At 61.5% G+C, this 25096-nt stretch carries 19 protein-coding genes; 12 read left to right on the forward strand and 7 right to left on the reverse strand.

All coding sequences use genetic code 11. The annotated features are described in order from the left end of the window. The 6 genes from rsxC (at nt 1) to gloA (ending at nt 6424) form a co-directional block, all read left to right on the forward strand. Nucleotides 1-2670: an electron transport complex subunit RsxC gene (gene rsxC / locus I6L37_RS18245; protein WP_216992613.1), complete on the forward strand. Its 2670-nt coding sequence runs from the start codon at nt 1-3 to the stop codon at nt 2668-2670. A 29-nt stretch (nt 2671-2699) separates the two neighbouring features. Next, nucleotides 2700-3752 carry an electron transport complex subunit RsxD gene (rsxD, locus tag I6L37_RS18250; protein WP_042069891.1) on the forward strand — a complete coding sequence of 351 codons (1053 nt, stop codon included), beginning with the start codon at nt 2700-2702 and terminating at the stop codon, nt 3750-3752. 40 nt (nt 3753-3792) lie between these two features. Then, nucleotides 3793-4425, forward strand: coding sequence for an electron transport complex subunit RsxG (rsxG, locus tag I6L37_RS18255; protein ID WP_216992614.1), 633 nt, complete (start codon nt 3793-3795; stop codon nt 4423-4425). A gap of 26 nt (nt 4426-4451) precedes the next feature. After that, nucleotides 4452-5204 (forward strand): electron transport complex subunit E, encoded by a 753-nt coding sequence (locus I6L37_RS18260; protein WP_216994204.1) that lies wholly within the window; start codon nt 4452-4454, stop codon nt 5202-5204. Nucleotides 5205-5218: 14 nt separating this feature from the next. Next, entirely contained in the window at nt 5219-5860 is a 642-nt protein-coding gene (gene nth / locus I6L37_RS18265) for an endonuclease III (RefSeq protein WP_061475723.1), read from the forward strand. A gap of 150 nt (nt 5861-6010) precedes the next feature. Continuing rightward, the gene (gloA, locus tag I6L37_RS18270) at nt 6011-6424 is read left to right on the forward strand and encodes a lactoylglutathione lyase (RefSeq protein ID WP_026458785.1); all 414 of its coding nucleotides are present in this window, start codon (nt 6011-6013) and stop codon (nt 6422-6424) included. A 63-nt stretch (nt 6425-6487) separates the two neighbouring features. On the opposite strand, the gene I6L37_RS18275 is transcribed toward gloA, so the two are convergent. Next, nucleotides 6488-7363 (reverse strand): OmpA family protein, encoded by an 876-nt coding sequence (locus tag I6L37_RS18275; protein WP_185377951.1) that lies wholly within the window; start codon nt 7361-7363, stop codon nt 6488-6490. A 69-nt stretch (nt 7364-7432) separates the two neighbouring features. Then, entirely contained in the window at nt 7433-9406 is a 1974-nt protein-coding gene (locus tag I6L37_RS18280; protein WP_124238807.1) for a methyl-accepting chemotaxis protein, read from the reverse strand. 280 nt (nt 9407-9686) lie between these two features. Between I6L37_RS18280 and I6L37_RS18285 the strand changes: the two genes are divergently transcribed. The 4 genes from I6L37_RS18285 (at nt 9687) to I6L37_RS18300 (ending at nt 12847) form a co-directional block, all read left to right on the forward strand. Beyond that, on the forward strand, nt 9687-10640 hold the full coding sequence (locus tag I6L37_RS18285) for a hypothetical protein (protein WP_216992615.1): 954 nt from the start codon (nt 9687-9689) through the stop codon (nt 10638-10640). A gap of 190 nt (nt 10641-10830) precedes the next feature. After that, the gene (locus tag I6L37_RS18290) at nt 10831-11292 is read left to right on the forward strand and encodes a hypothetical protein (RefSeq protein ID WP_026456558.1); all 462 of its coding nucleotides are present in this window, start codon (nt 10831-10833) and stop codon (nt 11290-11292) included. A gap of 39 nt (nt 11293-11331) precedes the next feature. After that, nucleotides 11332-12192, forward strand: a complete 861-nt coding sequence (locus I6L37_RS18295) for a nuclease-related domain-containing protein (RefSeq protein WP_216992616.1) — start codon at nt 11332-11334, stop codon at nt 12190-12192. Nucleotides 12193-12229: 37 nt separating this feature from the next. Next, the gene (locus I6L37_RS18300; protein ID WP_216992617.1) at nt 12230-12847 is read left to right on the forward strand and encodes a Type 1 glutamine amidotransferase-like domain-containing protein; all 618 of its coding nucleotides are present in this window, start codon (nt 12230-12232) and stop codon (nt 12845-12847) included. A 70-nt stretch (nt 12848-12917) separates the two neighbouring features. Here the strand turns inward: I6L37_RS18300 and I6L37_RS18305 are convergent, their stop codons facing one another. Next, nucleotides 12918-14078, reverse strand: a complete 1161-nt coding sequence (locus I6L37_RS18305) for a DUF1615 domain-containing protein (protein WP_216994205.1) — start codon at nt 14076-14078, stop codon at nt 12918-12920. A gap of 241 nt (nt 14079-14319) precedes the next feature. Between I6L37_RS18305 and I6L37_RS18310 the strand changes: the two genes are divergently transcribed. After that, nucleotides 14320-15348, forward strand: a complete 1029-nt coding sequence (locus I6L37_RS18310; protein WP_042070054.1) for a sterol desaturase family protein — start codon at nt 14320-14322, stop codon at nt 15346-15348. Nucleotides 15349-15413: 65 nt separating this feature from the next. Here I6L37_RS18310 and leuA read toward each other — a convergent pair whose 3' ends face one another. The 4 genes from leuA to dapB all read right to left on the reverse strand — a co-directional run bounded on the left by leuA (nt 15414) and on the right by dapB (nt 23415). After that, nucleotides 15414-17072, reverse strand: coding sequence for a 2-isopropylmalate synthase (gene leuA, locus I6L37_RS18315; RefSeq protein WP_216992618.1), 1659 nt, complete (start codon nt 17070-17072; stop codon nt 15414-15416). A gap of 481 nt (nt 17073-17553) precedes the next feature. After that, nucleotides 17554-20790, reverse strand: coding sequence for a carbamoyl-phosphate synthase large subunit (carB, locus tag I6L37_RS18320; RefSeq protein ID WP_216992619.1), 3237 nt, complete (start codon nt 20788-20790; stop codon nt 17554-17556). Between the two features lie 16 nt (nt 20791-20806). Beyond that, entirely contained in the window at nt 20807-21943 is a 1137-nt protein-coding gene (carA, locus tag I6L37_RS18325; protein WP_216992620.1) for a glutamine-hydrolyzing carbamoyl-phosphate synthase small subunit, read from the reverse strand. A gap of 659 nt (nt 21944-22602) precedes the next feature. Beyond that, nucleotides 22603-23415: a 4-hydroxy-tetrahydrodipicolinate reductase gene (gene dapB / locus I6L37_RS18330; protein WP_010675190.1), complete on the reverse strand. Its 813-nt coding sequence runs from the start codon at nt 23413-23415 to the stop codon at nt 22603-22605. Nucleotides 23416-23731: 316 nt separating this feature from the next. Here dapB and I6L37_RS18335 point away from each other — a divergent pair, with 316 nt between their 5' ends. Beyond that, a complete protein-coding gene (locus I6L37_RS18335; RefSeq protein WP_216992621.1) occupies nt 23732-25078 on the forward strand; it encodes a Na+/H+ antiporter NhaC family protein in 1347 nt (448 codons plus the stop codon). Nucleotides 25079-25096: the final 18 nt, after the last annotated feature.

Below are 25096 nucleotides of genomic sequence, written 5' to 3' on the forward strand. Positions count from 1 at the left end.
ATGCAGTCCTTACTCGAACATATCAAAGCCGGCACCTTGTGGGATTTTCACGGCGGCATTCATCCGGCCGACAACAAACGTCAGTCGAGCCAGACCCCGGTAGTAAACGCAGGTCTGCCGCCACAACTCATCATTCCGGTGCGCCAGCACGCAGGCCTGGCTGGCGATCTGCTGGTGCAGGTGGGTGATCGGGTCAAGAAGGGCCAGCCCCTGACCCGTTATGCCAAGGGGCGGATCGTGCCGGTTCATGCCCCCACCTCGGGCACCATCACCGAGATTGGCAACCACACGGTTGCCCACCCCTCCGGCCTCGACGATCTCTGCATCACCCTCACCCCGGATGGCGAGGATGCCTGGGGCGAGCGCAATGGCAAACCCGACTACTGGAATCTGGAGCGGGGCGAGCTGCTCGAGCGCATCCAGCAGGCGGGCATCGCGGGCCTCGGGGGCGCCGTCTTCCCCACCCACAGCAAGCTTGACGGTCGCGGCCAGCTCACCGAGATCCTGATCGTCAACGGGTTGGAGTGCGAGCCCTACATCACCACCGACGATCGGCTGATGCAGCAATATGCCGACGAAATCATGGATGGCATCCGGGTACTCAAGCACCTGCTCAAACCCAAGCTCACCCTGATCGGGGTGGAAGACAACAAGCCGGAAGCCATCGACCAGCTGACCCGCCACGCCACCGACGAGGACGTGCTGGTCAAAACGGTGCCCACCAAGTACCCCTCGGGCGGTGCCAAACAGACCATTGAACTGCTCACCGGTCGTCAGGTGCCCAAGGGGGGCCGGGCGGTCGATATTGGCATCATGGTGCTCAATGTCGCCACCGTGTTTGCCATCAAGCGCGCCATCATCGACGGCGAGCCGCTGATCGAACGGATCGTCACTCTCACCGGCGACAGCTTCAAACAGCCCGGCAACGCCTGGGTACGCCTGGGCACGCCGGTGCGCTGGCTGCTGCAACGCTTCGAGCTGCAACCCGAGGCGGACCAGCGGGTCATCATGGGGGGCCCCATGATGGGCTTTACCCTGCCCCACGCCATGGTGCCCGTGGTCAAGGCGACCAACTGCCTGCTGGCGCCGACCCGTGCCGAACTGCCCTTCCCCGGTCCGGAACAGGCCTGCATCCGTTGCAGCGCCTGTGCCGATGCCTGTCCGGCCACCCTGCTGCCCCAGGAGCTCTACTGGTACAGCCGGGCCAAGGAATACGACAAGGCCGAGCAGCTCAACCTGTTCGACTGCATCGAATGCGGTGCCTGCGCCTGGGTTTGCCCGAGCGAAATCCCGCTGGTGCAGTACTACAAGATTGCCAAGGACGATATTCGCGAGGCGCGTGCCGAAGCCGAGAAAGCCGAGCGTGCCAAGCAACGCTTCGAGGCCAAGCAGGCCCGTTTCGAGCGGGAAAAAGCGGCCCGCGAGGCTCGCCACGCCGAAGCCGCCGCCCAGCGCCGTCAGGCCATGACGGCCGCCGGGGGTGAAGACCCGGTGGCTGCGGCCCTTGCCCGCATCAAGGCCAAGCAGGAGGCCCCTGTCACGGCCGTTGCCGCCACCGCACAAGGCTTGCCCGACAACAGCGCAGTGATCGCCGCCCGCGAGGCTCGCAAACGGGAGGCAGAAGCGCGCCGCGCCGCCAAGGCGGCCGAAGCGTCGGTTGCCGCAGCGAGTGACACCACAGCCACTGCCGAGGCGGATCCGAAAAAAGCGGCCATCGCCGCTGCACTGGCGCGGGCCAAAGCCAGGAAAACCGCCCATAGCGGTGACGCCGAGGCTGCGCAGACCGCAACATCAGATGCGCCTGTGAGCACCGAGGCCGATAGCGATCCGAAAAAAGCCGCCATCGCGGCGGCCATTGCCCGTGCCAAGGCCAAGAAAGCCCAGGCTGGCGATGAGGCTGATGCCACCGAACCAACCGCTGACAACAAAGTGGCTCAGGCTGAACCGGCCAGCACCGAGGTCGATCCCAAGAAGGCAGCCATTGCCGCGGCCATCGCTCGTGCCAAGGCCAAGAAGCTGGCCCAAGGCGGTGAGGACAATCAGGTAGATGCTGCACCAATCATTGAGGCAAGCGAAGCCCCGGCCGAGCCGGCCAGCACCGAGGTTGACCCCAAAAAGGCAGCCATTGCCGCCGCCATCGCTCGCGCCAAGGCCAAGAAGCTGGCCCAAAGCGGGGAAGGTGTTCAGGTAGAGGCTGCACCAATCGCTGAAGCAAACGAGGCCCCAGCCGAACCGGCAAGCCCCGAGGTCGACCCCAAGAAGGCAGCCATTGCCGCCGCCATCGCTCGTGCCAAGGCCAAGAAGCTGGTTCAAAGCGGCGAAGGCAATAAGCTAGAGGCAGCACCAGCCCCTGAAGCAAGCGAGACCCCGGCCGAGCCGGCAGGCACCGAGGTCGACCCCAAGAAGGCGGCCATTGCCGCCGCCATCGCTCGTGCCAAAGCCAAGAAGCTGGCCCAAAACGGCGAAGGCAATCAGGTAGAGGCGACGCCGGCCCCTGAAGCAAGCGAGGCCCCAGCCGAGCCGGCCAGCACAGAGGTCGACCCCAAGAAGGCGGCCATTGCCGCCGCCGTGGCCCGGGCCAAGGCCAAGAAGCTGGCGGCACAAGCGGCGGCCAATACCGGTGCCAGTGCCACTGAAACGTCGCCGAGCGAAGGCTCATCGCCACACTGATCGTTACAACAGAGGTAACCGACTTCTCCATGTTCAATATCGCGACTGCGCCGTTTGCCCATAACCGCAAACAGACCCGAACCCTGATGCTGCTGGTGATCCTCGCCTGCGTGCCGGGTTTTCTGGCCCAGACCTGGTTCTTCGGCTGGGGCACCCTTATCCAGATCCTGCTGGCGCTGGTGACCGCGCTGGGCTGTGAGGCGCTGGTGCTCAAGCTGCGTGGCCGGGCCATCAAGCCCACCCTGCTGGATGGCAGCGCGGCACTGACCGCCGTGCTGATCGGCCTCTCCCTGCCGCCACTGCTGCCCTGGTGGATGCTGGTGGTGGGCACGGCGTTTGCCGTCATCATCGCCAAGCACCTCTATGGTGGCCTTGGCCAGAACCTGTTCAACCCGGCCATGGTGGCCTATGTGCTGCTGCTGGTCTCCTTCCCGGTGCAGATGACCAGCTGGTTGCCGCCAGAGAGCGTGCGGGCCTATGACCTGGGTCTTGGCGACGCCCTGTCGGTGATCTTCACCGGTTTTAGCCTCGACGGCTACAGCATGGCCCAGCTCAAACAAGGGGTGGATGGCCTCACCATGGCCACCCCGCTCGATACCCTGAAGACGGGCCTGACCCAGGGGCTGACCACCAGCGAAATTCTGAGCGGCCCGCTGTTTGAAGGCTGGGGCGGCATCGGCTGGAGCTGGGTAAACCTGGGCTACCTGCTGGGGGGCCTGTTCCTGCTGCAACAGAAGGTGATCAACTGGCGCATTACGGTGGCTGTGCTCGGCGCCCTGCTGGTCTCTGCCACCCTCGGCTATCTGCTGAGCCCGGATGCCACCGGCACCCCCATCTTCCATCTGTTCAGCGGCGCCACCATGCTGGGGGCCTTCTTTATCGCAACCGACCCGGTGACGGCCAGCACCACGCCCCGTGGCCGCCTGGCTTACGGGGTGCTGATCGGCGTGCTGGTCTACATTATTCGTCGCTTTGGCGGCTACCCGGATGCCTTTGCCTTTGCCGTGCTTCTGGCCAACCTCTGCGTCCCGCTGATCGACAGCCTGACTCGCCCGAAAGTGTATGGAGCCCGTCGCAAATGATCTCTCTTCGTCCTCTTGTCACCGCCGCCGGAGCCCTGTCATGTTAAAGAGCATGCGAAAAAACGGCCTGATCCTGGCCCTGTTCGCGCTGGGCTGCACCGCACTGGTGGTGCTGACCCACGAATTGACCAAAGAGAAAGTGGCCCAGCAGCAGCAGCGGGAAAAGTTGCAAACCCTCTCGGCCCTGCTGCCTGAGGGAAGTTATGACAACGATCTGGTGGCCAGCTGCAAGCTGGTGACCAGCCGCAAATACCTGGGCAGCGATCAACCCCAGGCCCTCTATACCGCCACCAAGGGGGGCATCGCCACCGGCTATGCACTGGAGACCATAGCGCCGGACGGTTACAGTGGAGCCATCCGCCTGATTGTCGGCATCGATGCCAAAGGCACGATCAGCGCGGTGCGGGTGCTCGAGCACAAGGAGACCCCTGGCCTTGGCGACAAGATTGAGCTGAAAAAATCGGGCTGGATCAACAGCTTCGCCGGCAAGTTCCTGAGTGCGGACAACGAGGCCAGCTGGGCGGTGACCAAGGATGGCGGCGAGTTCGATGCCTTCACCGGCGCCACCATCACGCCGCGCGCCGTGGTCAAGGCGGTGAAGAACCTGCTGACGCTGCAACAAAAGCATCCCGAATGGCTAAGCAACGCCCCGGCCTGTCCGGCGGCCCAATAACCGGAGTCGATCCCGTCATGACACAGATGGAACAGATTGAAACGGGCACGGTCCCGACAGCCGAGCCGGACAACCGCAAACACGAATTCAAGGAGCTGATGGTGCAGGGGCTGTGGAAGAACAACCCCTCTCTGGTGCAGGTGCTGGGCTTGTGCCCGACCCTCGCCGTCTCCTCCACCTTTACCAACGCCCTGGGGCTGGGGCTGGCCACCATGGCGGTATTGATCGGCTCAAACCTCGCCGTCTCCCTGGTGCGCAACTGGGTGCCGAAAGATATCCGCATCCCGGTCTACGTGATGATCATCGCCTCCCTGGTGACCAGCGTGCAGCTGCTGATGAACGCCTACACCTACGGGCTCTATCAGGCGCTCGGCATCTTTATCGCGCTCATCGTCACCAACTGCGTCATCATCGGCCGGGCCGAGGCCTATGCCTCCAAGAACCCGCCGCTGCTGGCCGTCATCGACGGCTTCATGATGGGGTTGGGCTTCACCCTGGTGTTGCTGCTGCTGGGGGCGATGCGCGAGATCATCGGCATGGGCACCCTGTTTGATGGTGCCGAACTGCTGCTCGGCGACTGGGCCAAATCCCTGCGCATCGAGCTGTTCCACGCCGATGCCAGCCTGCTGCTGGCCATTTTGCCGCCGGGCGGCTTCATCGGTCTGGGGCTGCTTATCGCCGCCAAGAATGCCATCAACGACTGGCGCCACGAAAAGCAGTCGGCCACCGTCGCCCACTGCAGCGTGCCCCCCGCCAGAGCGCGGGCAACCCAGCTCTGAGACAAGAGGGAGCCATGAACAACCAGAAACGCCGCCAGATCCTGGAGCGGCTGCGGGAGCACAATCCCCACCCCACGACCGAGCTCAACTTCAACTCGCCGTTTGAGCTCCTGATCGCCGTGCTGCTCTCGGCCCAGGCGACCGATGTGAGCGTCAACAAGGCGACCGACAAGCTCTACGCCGTGGCCAATACCCCGGCGGCCATGCTGGCCCTCGGGGTGGACGGGGTGAAGGAGTACATCAAGACCATTGGCCTCTTTAACACCAAGGCCGAGAACGTCATCAAGACCTGCACCATACTGCTCGAGCGTCACGGCGGCGAGGTGCCGGAAAATCGCGAGGCGCTGGAGGCCCTGCCTGGGGTGGGTCGCAAGACGGCCAATGTGGTGCTCAATACCGCCTTTGGCTGGCCCACCATCGCCGTCGACACCCATATCTTTCGCGTGTCGAACCGCACCGGTTTTGCGGTGGGCAAGAACGTGGATCAGGTGGAAGAGAAGCTGCTCAAGGTGGTCCCTGCCGAGTTCAAGCTGGACGTGCACCACTGGCTGATCCTGCACGGACGCTACACCTGTCTGGCTCGCAAACCGCGCTGCGGCTCCTGTATCATCGAAGACTTGTGCGAGTACAAAGAAAAGGTCTACCCGGAGAGCTGAGCCCGGTGACCTGAACAAGGTGAGCTGAACCGCAGGGCTCCTGCGCCCTTCAGCCATACCGGCCTCGCTCGCGAACATCTGCGGCAGCGGCTTCTCGCGTATCGAAGCCCTGTGTGAATACAAAGAGAAAACTACCCGGAGAACTGAGCAATGAGAATTCTGCATACCATGTTGCGTGTGGGCGATCTGCAACGCTCCATCGACTTCTACACTCGCGTACTTGGCATGAAGCTGCTGCGCCAGAGCGAGAACAGCGAGTACAAGTACACCCTGGCCTTCGTCGGTTACGGTGACGAGAAGGATGAAGCCGTCATCGAGCTCACCTACAACTGGGGGGTGAGCGAGTATGAACTGGGCACTGCCTATGGCCACATCGCCCTGGAAGCGGACGACATCTATGCCACCTGTGATGCCCTGCGCGCCGCCGGCGCCAAGATCACTCGCGAGCCGGGCCCGGTCAAGGGCGGCACCACCGTCATCGCCTTCGTCGAAGATCCGGACGGTTACAAGATTGAGCTGATCGCCAAGAAAGACGCCGGCATGGGACTGGGCGACAGCCACTGATACCCAATCCGCAGAAGATAAAAAAGAGCGCCCTGGCGCTCTTTTTTATGTCTGTGGCAGTGCTCAAATCTCGCCATTGCGGCCCATGCTGATCACCACCCGCCGGTTCTTGGCGCGGCCCTGCTCGGTCTCGTTGGAGGCGACGTGCTGCTTCTCGCCGTGCCCCTCTACCGAGATCTTGCCGGGATCCAGCCCCAGATCGACAAACACCTTTTTGATGGCGTCGGCCCGCTTCTCCGAGAGCTTCTGGTTCGGCCAGCGACCACCGTAGCTGTCGCTGTAGGCGTCGATCACCACCACGTCGATGCTCTTGTCCGCCTTGATGAACTCGCTGATCATCGCCAGCCGCCGCTTGGAGGAGATGGAGAGCTGATCGCTGTTCTTGTCGTAAGTGAGCACGCTAAAGGCGATGTCGTTGAAGCTGTAGGGCAGCAAGCCGCTCAGGCAGTCGAGGAATGCCTGGTACTTGACCCGGAAATTGACTGAAGAGAGGGAGACCCGCACCGCCCGGTTCTGGCGATACCAGTCCCGATATTGAAAGGTCGGCATGCGCCCCCCTTCCAGCTCGTCCAGCATGGTCCAGGCGGTCTGCCCGTCGACCAGTCCATCGAACTGCTTGAAGAAACGCAGCTGGCTCACTTCCCGCCCGGCGATGCCGGGGCGCCACATGGGCGGCATGATGCCGAGGCTCACCGTCTGGGTCTGGGCTTGGGGACGCTTTCCTTTTAGCTCGAAATCGAGGTTGATCTTGCGGCCGGCACGGCTGACGAAAGCCCCCGTGCCCCAGTTGGGAATGGGATGTTCGAGACGGCACTCGATCTGGCTGTCAGAGGTCAAACGCCAGACGGATTGATCCAAGCCGGCACCGAATTCGGTGACCCCCGCCTGCAACTGCATACTCACTGATATGCTGACCAACCCTAACACCCAAGCGTTCAATTGCCTGCCCTCCACGCGATCTCTTTTCAGATATCGGCAAGGGCAGGCCAAGCTTTAGGTATTAATGGCTCAGTGGGAAGCGGGGGGCTCCATCAGCCGGAAACAGGCGATACGCCCCGCCAGCTCGCGGGCCAGCTGATCCAGCTCTGTGCTGTTTTTTTGCAGGGTAGCGGAGTGCTGGCGATGCGCCTCGTACACCTCGCGAATGGTCAGCATGTTGTTCTGGATATCGTCGGTGACGTAGCGCTGCTCCTCGGTGGCGGTGGCCACCTGAGCTGTCATCTCGCTTACCTTACGCACCTCGTCCACTATATCGGTCAGCTCGCTGCCAGCCCGTTTCGCTTCGGTGACGCTGAGCGCCGCCTGTTCGCTGCCCGACTGCATGGCCACGACCGCCTGACTGGCGCCAGAACGCAGGCGGGAGAGCATCTGTTCGATATCATCGGCCGCCTGCTGGGTACGGTTGGCCAGGGTGCGCACCTCGTCGGCCACCACTGCAAAGCCTCGCCCGGACTCCCCGGCCCGCGCTGCCTCGATAGCCGCATTGAGAGCCAGCAGGTTGGTGCGATCGGAGATCTGCTTGATAAGGCTCAGGGCCTCCACTGCCGACTCGGTATCCTGATGCAGGTTGTTGACCAGCTGGCGGGTCTGGGTGAGGGTATCGGCCACCTGGGCGATGGCGGCGATGGTCTGATCCACCTCCTTGTCCCCCTGGCGGGCACGGCCGATGGCCTGCTGGGTTGCCTGGGAGGTCTGGGTCGCATTGCGGGCAATCTCGGCCACGGTGGACGCCATTTCAGTAGCAGCGGTTGCCACCAGATCTACCTGCCCCACCCCGCGCTCGACCCCCTCGTTGACTTCGGCGATCACCTCGTTGGAGGCAAAAGCACTGCGCGTCAGCACATCGCAGGAGCGGCGCACTTCGCACAGCAAGCCTTCGAGGTGTTGCAGGAACTGGTTCAGATCCCGGGAAAGCGCTCCCAGCTCGTCGCCGGACTGCCAGTTCACCCGCACCGTCAGATCATTTTCATTGACCAGACGGGAGAAGGTGCGGTGCAGGGCGACAAAGCCCAGATGCAGATCCCGCAGTACCTTCCAGCTGATGAGACAGGTCAACAGCAAACAGACCAGCACCGCCAGGGTACCCCACCAGAAGTTGTGCTGGCTGCTGATCTGCATCTGCGCTACCCGCTCAAAGAGTTGCTGGTAGAGCTGATCTTCACCCTGTTTGAGCAGATCGATCTTCTTGGTACTGACCGCAAACCACTGTTCGGGATCAACGCCAAAACCCCCTTGCGCCATTTTTTCGAGTGCAACCTGCTCCAGCTTGCTGACCTCCCCCATCACGGGAGACTGCAGCAGGGTATCGAGCAACCCTATCTGTTCATCCGTGGCAACCGCCCGAAAACGCTCGAGATAGCTCTGCTGGGAAGCGAGCAGCGACATGAACTGCTGCAGGGCGGCGGGCGTGAAGCTGTCTTTGGCAAACACGTTGCTCAGGGTTGCCCGCTCCATCCCCATGCGCTCCTTGTTTTGCAGGAAGGCGGCATAGGCGTTGGTCTGCAGGGCGATGCCTGCATCCCGGCTGCGCAGGCTGATCTCGTCTACCACCCCCAGCAGGGAGGCGATCAACTGGCTATAGAAGGCCACCTGACGAGGCGCTTCTATGGTCAACTGACTGACCTGATCGCGGATCCCGGCCAGCTGGGCCAGCCCCTGATCCGCCTGCTCATGGGCGATCCCCTGATCCTCGGCCCGAAATCTGGCGATGGCCTCATCCACCGCCGCCCGCTGTTGTGGCAGGGCATCGGCAAACTTGCTGCCAGCCGAGCCGATAAACCCCGCCGACATGCCCCGCTCTTTTTGCAGCTCATGAACCAGCTGGGCACTGCTCTTGACGAGCACCAGCATCTGCTGGGCCTGCTCCATCTCCTGCGACACCCGATAACGGTCGTACACGTAGTGGCCAGCGAAAAACACCAGCGCCAATAATGGCAGGCAAATTGCCAGCAACATCTTGCCAGCCAGTCCCAGTCTGTTCATCACGCGCTCCTGTTTTCTCTATCAATTGATTGATTATATTCACTTCTCTCTCTTTTTCCGGCGCCCACCCAACTATTTTCCACTCCCTTGACCTGGGTCAGGATAAGGGCTCTTGCCGCCACGGACGCGATGACCAGGCACTTCTTGAATGCTGATTCGAGAGAATAAAACAGCCTCATTCGATAACCATCAAAATATTGGCAAGCTCGCCACTGGTGACATTGGCCACAGGCCCGTTACAGTAGGCAAAAGACAGGATGTCTCGGATCGGAACCTCATCATGCATATTTCCCCTCTCTGGCTGCTGCCGCTTTTACTGGCGCTTCCCACCCTATCCGCCAATGCAGGCCAGCTGGATCCCGCTCGGGCGCAGGAACGCGCCAATGCGGTGATCGCCCTGATGACCTACACGGTCGTGCCGGATATCACCGCCAGCGATCTCAATATCGGCAGCGGCACCAACCAGTCGGCAGCCCTCGCCATGACCCAGTTTGGCGGTGGCTCAACCATGAGCGACCAGATCCCCGTCTATCTGGAGGGGGCAATAGGATTCAGTCGTTACGATCCCCAGTTCGTCATGAGCAATGGCACCGAGAGCCGCACCATTCCGACCCGCTGGAACAGCCTGACCGCCTCGGGGGGCGTCGGCTGGGATTTTTCCCTGCACCGGGATGAACAAGGGGGACACTGGGTACTTCGCCCCATCGCCAACGTCTCTCTTGGCGTGGTGGCCAGCGATCTGCGGATCGGCAGCTGGCTGTTGGAGCGTACCCGGGGCTATTCACTGGACTTTCTCGATGGTGGCCAGCTCAACGTCTATGGTCTGGGGGGCTCCATGATGCTCGATTACGAGCTCTTCTCTCCCGCCCAGGATATCGATGCCGAGCTGCGCTACTCCTACCAGCACCTGCAAAGCTTTGGCGGCACCTCCCACAGCGTGCGCGGGTCTGCCGAGGCGGAAAACCTCGGGCTCTATCTGCGCCGCCGCGCCCCCCTGCTGGACTGGACTCTGCTAGATCGCCCCCTGCGCTATGTACTGGAAGGGGCCCGCACCGAATATCTCGGGGATCAGCGCGGTCAGCTCGGCTTCAACTCCCTCAACTCGTTGGGGCTGGGGCTGGAGCTAGATAGCAGCAAGTACGATATCTTCGTCACCCGCACCCGCCTGGTGGCCAGATACATGTTCAGCCGCCATACCAGCGGTTATTCCGTCGGGCTGGCCATGAGTTTCTAACTCTTTCGTCTCATCACAAGCCCTGTTGCGGGGCTTGTGCTCTCTCCCCTTCCCTCGGATCACTGCCTTCTTTTTCCCTGCCATCCTCCAATCTCGTCACCGAGTTAGTGCAATCAATCACATATTCATCCTGATGAAATCGTTAAGATGGTTCAATTGGGCATCCCCCCCCATCTGAACAGGAGAGACCATGCGTTCCATTATCTTGCTGCTGGCCACCAGCCTGCTGACCCCGGCCGCATTGGCCATTCCCAATGTCTGGAGCGGCGGCTTCGGTCAGGGGGTGGCGGAGCACGTCATCAAAAATGAGCAAGGAGATACCTTCACCCTCAGCTGCGACGTGGGTTATTCGGAAAATGGTGACCTCACCGGCGTCAGCTTTGCGCTGGCAAACGGGCAGGATCTCTCCCCCGCCGATAACCGCAAGGTCGAACTGCTGATCGATGGCAACGGCTACTGGCTGCCGGAAAAACTGGGCTGGCGCAATGGTGACAATGCCTGGGCCTCTTTCCTTGAGGTCATTACCAAGGCCAGCGCGTTCGACGTCTATGTCGATGACAAGAAGATGGCCAGCTTCGCTCCCACTCCACAGAGCACCAAGACTGTGCTGGGCAACTTGAGTGACTGCGTTTACCGACCTGCCGGGATGTGATCCCCGCAGCTACCTCTCAATCCTGACAAGCGAGTTGAAATGGACTTCACTCCCATCATTGCCCCTCTGTTGGCCCAGCTTTGGTATCTGCTGCCCCTGCTGCTGATTGCCGCCCTGATCAAGACCCCCTGGTTCAAGGGGATGATGGGGGAAGGCTTGCTCAACCTCGGTATCCGGCTCTTTCTCGACAAGCGGGAATACCACCTGCTCAAGGACGTGACCCTGCCCACCCCGCAGGGCACGACCCAGATTGATCATGTGATCGTCTCCCGCTTCGGAATATTCGTGATAGAGACCAAAAACATGAAGGGATGGATATTCGGCAATCCTGCCCATAAAACCTGGACCCAGCAGATCTATCGCCGCAGGCACAGCTTTCAAAATCCCCTGCGCCAGAACCATCTGCATGTGATGACCCTCAGATCCCTGCTGGGGCTGGCGGACCACCAGCTTCACTCCGTCATCTATTTTATTGGCGACTGCACTTTCAAAACCCCCATGCCGGACAACGTGATGAACCGCGGGATCATTCGCTATATCAAGGATAAAACCACGCCGGTATTGACCCAGGCCGACGTTACTCAGGTGGTCGATACCATCCAGCAGGGGAGACTGGCCGCCAACTGGCAGACTCACAGACAACATGTGGCACAACTCAAGGCACGCCACGGGGCTTTCGCCCAGCCTGTGCCCGCCAGTGAGCCGACTCGCCCACCCCCTTCCACGCCACCCACTACCGCTCAGGCAAACAGGGTTGAGGTGCCGACTTGCCCCAGATGCGGCAACACCATGGTGCTGCGCACCGCCAATCGGGGGGAAAATAAAGGAAATCAGTTTTGGGGATGCCATGGGTATCCGCAATGCAGACAGATCATTCCCCTTTGCTCACCCGCCAAATAATGGCTGGGTCATATCGCTTCATGACAAGGGCTGAAAAATGAAACGTTTATTTTTGACTTCCTCTTTCGCAGACGTGGCTGATTTATTCCCTCTGTTCACGAAGGGATCATGCAAAGGCAAAACGGTGACTTTCATTCCGACAGCAAGCATCCATGAAACAATCAATTTCTATGTAGAAGACGCGAAAAAATCTCTTCAGGCGATGGGAATGAGCATAGATGTACTGGATATCTCAACGGCCATGCCGCAAGAGATATCAGCCAGAATCGAGAGCAATGACTACATCTATGTCTCTGGTGGCAATACCTTTTTCTTGCTGCAAGAGCTGAAAAGAACGGGAGCGGACAACATCATTGTCCAACAAGTCAAGGCGGGAAAACTCTATATAGGCGAATCGGCGGGTTCTATCGTGCTCTCACCTGACATCGGCTATGTGAGAACGATGGATGATATGGATGCGGCTCCTGACTTGAGGTCACTTTCCTCATTGGGATTGGTTCCAATTTACCCCCTGCCACATCATACAAATGCGCCATTCAAAGAGACGGTAGACAATATCATTTCAACCCTGTCCGACAAAATTGCGCTTTGCCCTATCAGCAATACCCAAGTCATTGCCATCAACGAAGACAAGGTTGAAATATGGGGGCAATAAATCAGCCTCCATCACACCAAGCCTCATGACTCGTGTAAATAGCGGCCGAACAAGCATCCTGATGGTGCGACTAGCGGATCGTCGCCATCTTTCTGACGCAGGCTTGCTCCCTGTCATCCACCCACTTGGCAAACCAGGCGGTGGTGAGGTTGCGGGTGATCTTGGGGCTCTTTAGCTGGATGCCCGGCAGGATGGCGCGGGGCAGCCGCTTGCCCGCCTGCTTGTCTGCCAGGGCGAAGACCCTGTGGTAGAGATCGCTCTTGGCAAAGTCGCTGCTATCCCCCAGACGCAGGCTCTGGCTGATGGCCTTTTTGCTCATATTGACCCGGCTGGCGAGGCTGTAAACTGCCAGCTCGGTATTGCCGGGCTTGTCGGAGTTGTAGCGAATAAGATCCCCGTCAAGCGCCAGGCTCTTGCCGCTCAGGCGGCTGACCGCGGCCTGGAAGGCGGCATTGCGGCTTGCGTACCAGCCCGCATTGAAATCGGCGAAGCGATAGAGGGTGTCGGGGTAGTCGGCCGGGTAGCCGAAGATGTGCTTGGTGCCGAACCAGATGCCGCCGCGACGGGTAAAGACTTCGTGGCGGATGCTGTCCTTGACGGGATAGGGATAGCCACGGGCATTGGCCTCGGCAAAGGCGATGCTCACCTGCATGGGGCCGCCGGTGCGCACCGGGTTCATGTTGCCAAAGAGCTGCTTGCCCATCGGCACTTCCCCGATCATGTCTTCAAAGATCTCGCTCATCTCCCGCTCGGTGCGCACCCGATCGATGCGCTCGGCATAGGTCTTGCCGGTAGGAGAGTTGATCGAAAGGGCCGTGCGCACCACAAACTCCGGGATCAGCAGCTTGCCGGCGCGAGCGTTGATCTCCTTCCAGGCGATCTTGCTTAAATTGGGTACTACGGGATCGGCCTGGTAAGTGGCTTCCTGCTCCGCCACCGCCAGCACTGAGCAGACGTTGTGATCACTGACTGTGAGTCCCTGGCTGGTGAGGGCCGTCACCACGTCGTTGGCCCACCCCTGCTTGTCCGGCACCTGTCTTGGCAGAAAGCGCACGATGCGGGTCTTCATGTCGGCCGGCTTGCGCGGCTGCATCGCCTTGGGCAACTTGGCGATGGCCGCCGCATCCTGCGCAGGGGCTCCCGGATCGCTGGCGCAGCCCGCAAGGAACAGGGTGACAAACAGCGGCAACGCGCGCACGGCAAAAGAGCTTGAGGAGAGTGAAAACGTCATCGAGGCATCCGGTACTGAGGCTGGGCGCAGACCCGGCCAGTGGCGGGCGCGCAAATAGTCGCTCATTGTAGAGGATTGATCCACAAGGCTAAAGCCCGATGGCCGCGGCGTTCTATTGCGCCTGACAGCCCCTGCCGTCATCCCCTCGCAAACCAGGATGACAAAGGCCCATTGATAAACTTTTATCGAGAGTGATTTACATTTAGAATGCCGCCGCCCGGACGCTCACGGTATGGACCCCATGGACAGACTGACCCTTCTCTTTGACCCCGTGCAGCAGTGGCTGATCACGCCGCTCTGGCACTGCCTCACCGGATTGCTCGACTTCAACGGGCGCCTGGGGGCCCCCTTCCTGCTGGTCTCGGGCACGATCGCCTATCTGCTCTATCGCCATCGCCGTCGCCAGGGGGATCCCGACGTCCGCAGCTTTGCCGGTTTTCTCGGGGGGCAGGCCGTCTGGCTGCACCCCTCGGCTCTGCTCGACTACCAATACTATCTGGTGCGGGCACTGCTCCATGTGGCGCTGATCCTGCCGATCCTGGCCCTGCTTCACCCCTGGCTGCTGCAGGCGGAGGATGTCCAATCGGCCCTGACCCGGCTCTGGGGTGAACGCCCCCGGCTGGCCCAGGCGAGCTGGCTGATGATGCTCTATGGCCTGGGCGTCTTCCTCATCAGCGATCTGGTGCATTACTGGCTGCACCGCGCCTTCCACAGTCGCTGGCTCTGGGAGTTTCACAAGGTGCACCACAGCGCGACCGTGATGGTGCCGCCGACGGCAAGCCGCATCCATCTGGTGGAAAAGCTGTGCGAGATGCTGGTCAAGGGGAGCTGTCTCGCCCTCTACGCCGGCGCCTTCTACTGGTTGTGTGGCGGCACCGTGCGCCCCTACACCCTGTTCGGGGTGAGCTACCTGGTGCTGGTGTTCAACTCCCTGGCCGCCAACCTGCGCCACACCCATGTCTGGCTCTCGTTTGGTCCCGTGCTCGAGCACATCTTCAACAGCCCGGCCCAGCACCAGATCCACCACAGCCGGGATCCCCGCCACTTCAACCACAACTTCGGCACCAACCTCTCGCTCTGGGACTGGTGGTTTGGCACCCTCTATGTGACCAGCAGCCAGCCCGAGCCCCTCTCCTTCGGGGTCGGCCCCAGGGACAACGAGCGCTACAGCCGCCTGAGCGTGCTCATCCTGCGCCCCTTCCTGGTGACGGCGCGCAAGCTGTGGCGTGCCCTGCCCCGCCCGCGCGGGCGCAATGCCCTGGCCGATTGAGCCGGACAGCCATAAAAAACGCCACCTTGCGGTGGCGTTTTTTATGGGCGAAGAGGCGTGCTGGCTCAGGCACTCCGGCGCAGGGCCTGGTGCTGGGCGGCGCCGTTGATCACCGCCTGCAAAGAGGCATTGACCACGTCGCGACCCACGGCCACCCCGCACATGCGGATACCCTCGACGCTCAGCAGCACATAGGCGGCGGCACGGGACTCGGTGCCGGCGGTGAGAGCATGCTCGGAGTAGTCGAGCACGTCGATGTGCATGCCGGTGTGGCGCTGCCAGCCGTTAACCAGGGCCGTGATGGCCCCCTCCCCCTCACCGCACAGCTGCAGGGTGCCCGCCGGGGTCTGCAACTCCAGGCGCAGGCTCTCCTGGCTGTCGTGGCCGAGCTGGAAGCGGCCCACCCGGTAGCCGTGGGCGGGCGCCAGATAGTGGCGCTCGAACAGGGCTCGGATCTGCTCCGGGCTGATTTCGCTGCTGCTGGCCTCCGCCTCGGCCTGGACCCGGCGGCTGAAGTCAATTTGCAGCCAGCGCGGCAGTTGCAGGCCGAGGTCGCGCTCCAGCAGGTAGGTGACGCCTCCCTTGCCGGACTGGCTGTTGATGCGGATCACCGCCTCGTAGCTGCGCCCCAAGTCTGCGGGGTCTATGGGCAGGTAAGCCACGTCCCAGTAGTGATCCGGCTTCTCCGCCGCCAGAGACTTGCGGATGGCATCCTGGTGGCTGCCGGAAAACGCGGTGTAGACCAGCTCGCCGGCATAGGGGTGGCGCGGGTGCAGGGCAATCTGGGTGCAGGCCCCCACGGTGGCGACGATGGCATCCATGTCGGAGAGGTTGAGTTCGGGATCGATCCCCTGGCTGTAGAGGTTCATGGCCATGGTGACGATGTCCATGTTGCCGGTGCGCTCCCCGTTGCCGAGCAGGGTGCCCTCGATGCGATCCGCCCCCGCCAGCACCGCCAGCTCGGCGGCGGCCACCCCGCAGCCCCGATCGTTGTGGGTGTGGATGGAGATGCTCACCTCGGGGCGCGCCTTCAGGTGGCGGCAGAACCACTCCACCTGATCCGCAAACACGTTGGGGGTGCTCACCTCCACCGTGGCCGGCAGGTTCAGGATCATGGGGCGAGCCGCCGGGCGCCACTCGTCGATGACGGAGTCACACACCTCGACGGCAAACTCCACCTCGGTGCTGCTGAAGCTCTCCGGCGAGTACTGAAAGCTCCACTCGGTCCCCGGGTTGCGGGCCGCGTACTCCCGCACCCAGCGCGCCCCCTGCACGGCGATAGCCTTGACCCCGTCGCGATCTGTGTTGAACACATAGTTGCGCTGGGTCGGGTTGACCGAGTTGTAGACGTGGACGATGGCCCGCTTCGCCCCCTTGAGGGCCTCGAAAGTTCGGGCGATGAGATCTTCCCGGGCCTGCACCAGCACCTGGATGGTAACGCCATCGGGGATCAGGTTGCGATCGATAAGTTCGCGCACAAAATCGAAGTCGGGCTGGGAGGCCGCCGGGAAGCCCACCTCGATGTGCTTGAAGCCGATGTGGGTCATCAGCGCCCACATCTGCAGCTTCTGGGCCACCGTCATGGGCTCGACCAACGCCTGGTTGCCATCGCGCAGGTCCACGGCGCACCAGAGCGGCGCCCGCTCCAGCACCCGGTTGGGCCACTGGCGATCCGCCAGGTTGATCACGGGGGCACGGCGGTATTTGCGATGATCGAAGCTCATATTCTGATTCCCTTGGCTGATATGCGAGGCGCCGGGCGACGGACAACGGGCGGGGCAAGGAGGGGAAGCGGGTTGGCGCGGTAACGCCGGCCCTGACGAGTCGCGCGGCGGTAACCCCACGCCCGGTATCCTGTGGCCCTTCCCGGTAAGAAGGGCCGGCCGCACAACCCGATAAGGCTGCGGGCCCGATCTGTTCGCCCCTGCATCGGCAGGTGCAGACGACCTGATCCGTTGGCTCCTGTGACGAGGACCCAGTATAGAGAGGCAACGCGGGCGAGAGATTGCAAAGAACGCTGTCAAATACATCTATTGCACAATCATTGTGATGTTTTATCTAATTATTGAGTGACTATCTCCCTCAGGTTCCCTGACCAGGCATTTTCCCCTCTGTCCCGCAGCCTTCGGCCAATAAAAAACCCCGCCATCGCTGGCGGGGTTTTATCGGGTCACGAAGGAGGCGTCTCTCCTTCATCACGCGGTCTTAGCGGCTTTTCAGCTGGCTCTCGACCTTCTGGTGCAGCTCCTGCACCGAGTTGACGTTGGCGGTGGCATCCACGCTGATGGCCATGCAGGTGGCGAAGGCCGCGTGCAGCGTGGTGGTGTAGGCCACCTTGTGCTGCAGGGCGCCGCGGCGCAGCTGCTTGGAATCCTGGATGGCCTGACGACCCTCGGCGGTGTTGACGATGTAGGTGTACTCGCCATTCTTGATGCGATCCAGAATGTGCGGACGCCCCTCGTGCACCTTGTTGACCAGACGCGGGTTGATGCTCGCCTCGCCCAAGGTCACGGCGGTGCCGTGGGTGGCGTCGAGGTCATAGCCCAGCTCCAGCAGCTTGGCGGCCAGGTTCACCACCCGCTCCTTGTCGCCGTGGCGCACGGACAAGAGGGCGCGACCTTCGCTCGGTACCTGGTGACCGGCACCCAGCTGCGCCTTGGCATAGGCCTCGGCGAAGCTGCTGCCCACCCCCATGACTTCGCCAGTGGAGCGCATTTCCGGCCCCAGCAGCGGGTCCACACCCGGGAACTTGGCGAACGGCAGTACCACTTCCTTCACCGAGTAGTAGGGCGGGATGATCTCGGTGGTGAAGCCCTGTTCTTTCAGGCTCTGACCGGCCATGACGCGGGCGGCGATCTTCGCCAGCGGTGCGCCGGTGGCCTTGGAGACGAACGGCACGGTACGGGCGGCACGGGGGTTCACCTCGATGAGGTAAATCTCGTTGTCTTTCACCGCGAACTGCACGTTCATCAGACCGACTACGCCAAGTTCCAGCGCCAGTTTGCGCACCTGCTCGCGCATCTCGTCCTGAATCGCCTTGGACAGGGTGTAGGGCGGCAGGGAGCAGGCGGAGTCACCGGAGTGAATGCCGGCCTGTTCGATGTGCTCCATGATGCCGCCGATAACCACGTCAACGCCGTCGCAGATGGCGTCCACGTCCACCTCGGTGGCGTCGTCCAGGAAGCGGTCCAGCAGCACAGGCGACTCGTTGGAGACGCTCACTGCCTCGGCGAAGTAGCGGCGCAGGTCCTGCTCGTCATAGACGATTTCCATGGCGCGGCCACCCAGCACGTAGGAGGGGCGAACCACCAGCGGGTAGGTGATGCGCGTGGCCAGTTGCACGGCCTGCTCCAGGGCGGTGACGGTGCCGTTTTCCGGCTGCTTGAGCCCCAGGCGCTCGACGGCGGACTGGAAGCGCTCGCGATCTTCCGCGCGGTCGATGGCATCCGGGCTGGTCCCGATGACCGGCACGCCGTTGGCTTCCAATGCCCGCGCCAGCTTCAGCGGAGTCTGGCCGCCGTACTGGACGATGACGCCCTTGGGCTGCTCGACCCGCACGATTTCCAGCACGTCTTCCAGGGTCACCGGCTCGAAGTAGAGACGGTCGGAGGTATCGTAGTCGGTGGAGACGGTTTCCGGGTTGCAGTTGACCATGATGGTCTCGTAACCGTCTTCGCGCAGGGCCAGGGCCGCGTGCACACAGCAGTAATCGAACTCGATGCCCTGACCGATACGGTTCGGGCCGCCACCGATGACCATGATCTTGTCGCGGTTGGTGGGGTTGGCCTCGCACTCCTCGTCGTAGCTGGAGTACATGTAGGCGGTGTTGGTGGCGAACTCGGCCGCGCAGGTGTCGACCCGCTTGTAGACCGGGAAGATGTTGTGGCGGGCACGCAATTTACGCACTTCACCTTCGGCCACGCCCAGGATCTTGGCCAGACGGGCGTCGGCAAAGCCTTTGCGCTTGAGGGCGCGCAGGAAGTCGGCGTCGAGACCGGCCATGCCGCGTTCTTTCACCTGCTCTTCCAGTTTCACCAGCTCTTCAATCTGCACCAGGAACCAGGGGTCAATCTTGGTCAGCTTGAACACGCCGTCCATGGAGAGACCGGCGCGGAAGGCGTCGGCGATGTAGAAGATGCGCTCGGCACCGGCATCCTGCAGCTCGTGACGGATGCGGGTCAGGGAGTCGGGGGCGTTCAGGTCAACCATGGGGTCGAAGCCGGTCTTGCCGGTCTCGAGACCACGCAGGGCCTTGTGCAGGGACTCCTGGAAGTTGCGGCCGATGGCCATCACTTCACCCACGGACTTCATCTGGGTGGTCAGACGGTCGTTGGCGCCGGCGAACTTCTCGAAGTTGAAGCGCGGCACCTTGGTCACCACGTAGTCGATGGCCGGCTCGAAGGAGGCCGGGGTGCGACCGCCGGTGATGTCGTTCATCAGCTCGTCCAGGGTGTAACCGATGGCGAGCTTGGCGGCGATCTTGGCGATGGGGAAGCCGGTCGCCTTGGAGGCCAGCGCAGAGGAGCGCGACACCCGCGGGTTCATCTCGATGATGACCATGCGACCGTCTTTGGGGTTGATGCCGAACTGGACGTTGGAGCCGCCGGTCTCGACACCGATCTCGCGCAGCACCGCCATGGAGGCGTTGCGCATGATCTGGTACTCCTTGTCGGTCAGCGTCTGGGCTGGCGCGACCGTGATGGAGTCACCGGTGTGGATGCCCATGGGGTCGAAGTTTTCGATGGCGCAGACGATGATGCAGTTGTCGTTGCGATCCCGCACCACTTCCATCTCGTACTCTTTCCAGCCGATGAGCGACTCGTCGATGAGCAGTTCCTTGGTCGGGGAGAGATCCAGACCGCGCTCGCAGATCTCCACGAACTCTTCGGTGTTGTAGGCGATGCCGCCGCCCGAGCCACCCATGGTAAAGGAAGGACGGATGATGCAGGGGAAGCCGACCATCTGCTGCACGCCCCAGGCCTCTTCCATGTTGTGGGCGATGCCGGCACGGGGGCACTCGAGACCGATGCTGCGCATGGCCTTGTCAAAGCGGGAGCGATCTTCGGCCTTGTCGATGGCGTCGGCGGTGGCGCCGATCATCTCGACACCGAACTCCTTGAGCACGCCATGCTGCTCCAGCGCCAGGGCGCAGTTCAGCGCAGTCTGACCCCCCATGGTGGGCAGGATGGCGTCCGGGCGCTCTTTCTTGATGATCTCGCGCACCACTTCCCAGGTGATGGGCTCGATGTAGGTGGCGTCGGCCATCTCCGGGTCGGTCATGATGGTGGCCGGGTTGGAGTTCACCAGGATGACGCGGTAGCCCTCTTCTTTCAGGGCCTTGCACGCCTGGGCGCCGGAGTAGTCGAATTCGCAGGCCTGACCGATGACGATGGGGCCGGCGCCGAGGATCAGGATGCTCTGTAGGTCGTTACGTTTTGGCATGGCTCTCTTTATCCTCTTAGGCGCGATACTGCTTAATCAATTCAATAAAGTGGTCGAACAGACCGGCACAATCGTGCGGGCCCGGGCTCGCTTCGGGGTGACCCTGGAAGCTGAAGGCCGGACGGTCGGTGCGATGGATGCCCTGGAGCGACCCATCGAACAGGGAGACGTGGGTGGCACGCAGGCACTCGGGCAGGGTCTGCTCGTCCACCGCAAATCCGTGGTTCTGGGCGGTGATCATGACTGTGTTGTCGTCCAGACTCTTCACCGGGTGGTTGGCACCGTGGTGGCCGAACTTCATCTTGATGGTCTTGGCGCCGGAGGCCAGCCCCAGCAACTGGTGGCCCAGGCAGATACCGAACACCGGGGTGCTGGTATTAAGGAAAGCCTTGATAGCTTCGATGGCGTAGTCGCACGGCTCGGGGTCGCCGGGGCCGTTGGAGAGGAAGATGCCATCCGGGTTCATCGCCAGTACCTCGGCGGCCGGGGTCTTGGCCGGCACCACGGTCAGGCGGCAGCCACGGTCCACCAGCATGCGCAGGATGTTGCGCTTCACGCCGAAGTCGTAGGCCACCACGTGGTATTTCAACTCATCGGCCGCCGGGGTGACGTGACCCTTGCCGAGCTGCCAGCTGCCTTCAGTCCAGCTGTAGGATTCGCTCACGGTCACTTCCTTGGCCAGGTCCATCCCCTTCAAACCGGGGAAGGCGCGGGCCTGTTCGAGGGCATGGGCTTCATCGAGCTGCTTGCCGGCCAGGATGCAACCGGCCTGGGCGCCTTTTTCACGCAGGATGCGGGTCAGCTTGCGGGTGTCGATGTCGGCGATGCCAACGATGTTGTGGGACTTGAGGTAATCGGAGAGGGATTGCTGATTGCGGAAGTTGGAGGCCAGTATCGGAAGGTCCCGGATGATGAGGCCCTGAGCATGGACCTGACTGGACTCTTCATCTTCGCTGTTGGTGCCGGTGTTGCCTATATGGGGGTAAGTGAGGGTAACGATCTGACGGGAATAGGAGGGATCTGTGAGGATTTCCTGATAACCCGTCATCGACGTGTTGAAAACCACTTCACCAACGGAACATCCCTCGGCGCCTATCGACACGCCTTTGAACACAGTTCCATCTTCCAGCACTAGCAATGCAGTGTGATTCAAGACAACCTCCAGTTATTTAGCTTTAAATTCAGCAATTTACCTGGGTGTTGCGGGCTCGGTTCCGGTCTTTGACAGGACTCGAACCCGGCAGATTTCTGGCAAATTGGGCGCATTCTACTTAAAAACGATCTCATTTCAACGTCTTTTCTCGTTTGAAATGCATCTAAATTCAATAAACAAGCAACATTACCCATTATCTATGCACTCAATTGCTTTGCAACCCCCTCTTCAAAAAGAAAAGCCAAACACAGACCACAAAGCGGCACCCGATGCCATGCAACGTACAAAAAACTAGATTTACCACTTAATAAACAGCAAGATAGAAAATTAAAAAATAAACAACACAACAGCAAAAACACCATTTGAAGCCAGAAAAGTGAACGCCAAGAATAGAAAACGTTTTTCTTTGATTGCATTTTTAGTCTATTTCACATCAGGGCAAAATGCCCCCCGCGGGGGAATATTGAGACCCAAAGCCGTTACCCCTTGATGACATTTTTGTCGCAAGAGGGTGGCAGGCTTGTAAGAATGGCAGGATTTAGCGAGGTTCACTCAAAAAGTGATGATTAAGGCTTATTTCTACAAAAAAATGACAAAAAACCCCGGCGGACCGGGGTTTGGCAACCAGTACGGGAGTCTGCACTCCCCCTGAAGACGGTTTATTTCAGACCGAGCACATCCTGCATGTCATAGAGACCGGCCCCTTGCTGGCCGAGCCACTTGCCCGCCCGCACTGCACCGTTGGCGAAGGTCAGACGGCTGGAAGCCTTGTGGCTGATCTCGACCCGCTCGCCGATGTCGGCAAACATGACGGTGTGCTCCCCCACCAGATCTCCGGCGCGGATGGTGGCAAAGCCGATGGTGTTCCGATCCCGCTCACCGGTGATCCCCTCACGGCCATAGACGGCGCACTCTTTGAGATCCCGGCCCAGGGTTTTCGCCACCACTTCTCCCATGGAGAGCGCAGTGCCGGACGGAGCATCCACCTTGTGTCTGTGGTGCCCCTCGATGATCTCGATGTCGGTGTACTCCCCCATCACCCTGGCCGCCTGCTCCAGCAGCTTGAACACCAGGTTGACCCCGACCGAGTAGTTGGAGGCGAAGACGATGCCGATCTGCTTGCCAGCCTCGTGCAGGGCCGCCTTGCCCGCCTCGTCAAAGCCGGTGGTGCCGATCACCATCTGCTTGCCATGCGCCAGTGCAAAGGCGAGGTTCGCCAGGGTCACCTCGGGGCGGGTGAAGTCGATGATGAGATCGAATTCGTCCTTCACCTTCTCCAGACTGTCGCTGATGATGACGCCAAGGCGCCCCAGGCCGTTGAGTTCACCCGCATCCAGACCGATCACGGCAGAGCCCGGTCGTTCCAGCGCCGCTCCCACCACCACGCCCTCGGCGTTGGCGATAGCCTCCAGCAGCACCTTGCCCATACGACCATTACAGCCCATCACGGCCACACGGATCGGATTGTCCATCTCCACCCTCTCATCTCTTTATTATGGAAAGAGACCGTTTTACCAGCCCGCGCCCCCTTTGAAAAGCCCGATCTGGCCCGCCAAACCACCCCGATATTTAAACGATAAATTCATTAAAAACAGAATAAATAACGGAATAACCAGACAAGTCAGAATCACGAAGCAAAAAGCCCTATCCATCTGGACGGCTATCTTGACCCGGGCGGGCCGACTCACTACTGTTGGCCCCCCATGGTGGCAGGATGCCCGCCCTGTGCCCGCCCCGGAGGCGCGACAGGCAACGACAGGAGGTCATTGTTCAAGTTTCGAGGAACACATGATCCAGACCCAACCCCGTGCCAGAGCCCTGCTGCCCCTTCTGGTCTTTCTTGCCCTCTTCATCGGAACCGGTACCTGGCTGACCCTGCAGGGGGTCGAGTTTGCCTTCTACCAGCTCCCCGCCCCCGTTGCCGCCCTGCCTGCCGTCATGCTGGCCCTGCTGATGGGACGCGAGGGGTTCAACAAGAACCTCGAGACCTTCTTCAAGGGGGTGGGCGAGAGCAACATCATGGCTATGTGCCTCATCTATTTGCTGGCGGGCGCCTTCGCCACCGTGGCCAAGGCCACCGGTGGGGTGGATGCCACGGTCGCCCTCGGCCTCTCCCTCATTCCGGGCTGGTGCCTGCTGCCGGGGCTCTTCTTCATCTCTGCCTTCATTGCCACCGCCATGGGTACCTCCATGGGCACCATCGGCGCCGTGGCACCGGTGGCGCTGGGCGTCGCCCAGGCCGCCGGCATCGATCCGATGCTGATGGCGGGGACCATCCTCTCCGGCGCCATGTTCGGGGACAACCTCTCCATCATCTCAGACACCACCATCGCCGCCACCCGCAGCCAGGGCTGCGAGATGAAGGACAAGTTTCGCGAGAACATCAAGATTGCCGCCCCCGCCGCCGTGCTGGTGATCCTGCTCTATCTGGTGCTGGGCTCCACCGGTGAAGCGCCGGCCCCCACCGCCGGGGCGGACTTGCTCAAGGTCGCCCCCTATCTGCTGATCCTGGTGCTGGCCCTCTCTGGCATGAACGTCTTCATGGTACTGGGGCTCGGCATCCTGGCGGCCGGTGGCGTGGGGCTGCTTGGCACCTACTCCCTCGGCCAGTTCAGCAAGGACATCTATCAGGGCTTTACCAGCATGCAGGAGATCTTCCTGCTCTCCATGCTCATCGGCGGTCTGGGTGCCCTGATGGAACGCCAGGGGGGGCTCGCATGGATAAGTGAGCGCATCGCCGCCCTGATTGCCCGCTTCACCCGCCACCACGATGGCGAGCAGAACGAAAAGGCGGCCGAGCTCGGCATCGCCGGCGTGGTGAGCCTCACCAACCTGTGCACCGCCAACAACACCGTGGCCATCATAGTCGCGAGCAAGGTGGCCAGGGATCTGGCGGACCATCACGGGGTCACCCCGCGCCGCGCCGCCTCCATGCTGGACATCTTCTCCTGCGTGGTACAGGGGCTGATTCCCTGGGGCGCCCAGGCGCTGCTGCTGGGTTCCATCTTCGCCCTCTCGCCGATCCTGGTCGTGAGCATGAGCTTCTACCCCATGGCGCTGGCCCTGGCCGCCATCGTGGCCGTTTTCCTCAAGCACCAGATGGGCGCAGTGGCTCCCGCCCCCCACCGTTCCTGACGCCCGACCTCAGGGGCC

It is taken from the genome of Aeromonas sp. FDAARGOS 1407 (assembly GCF_019048725.1).
Classification (GTDB): Bacteria; Pseudomonadota; Gammaproteobacteria; order Enterobacterales; family Aeromonadaceae; genus Aeromonas; species Aeromonas enteropelogenes.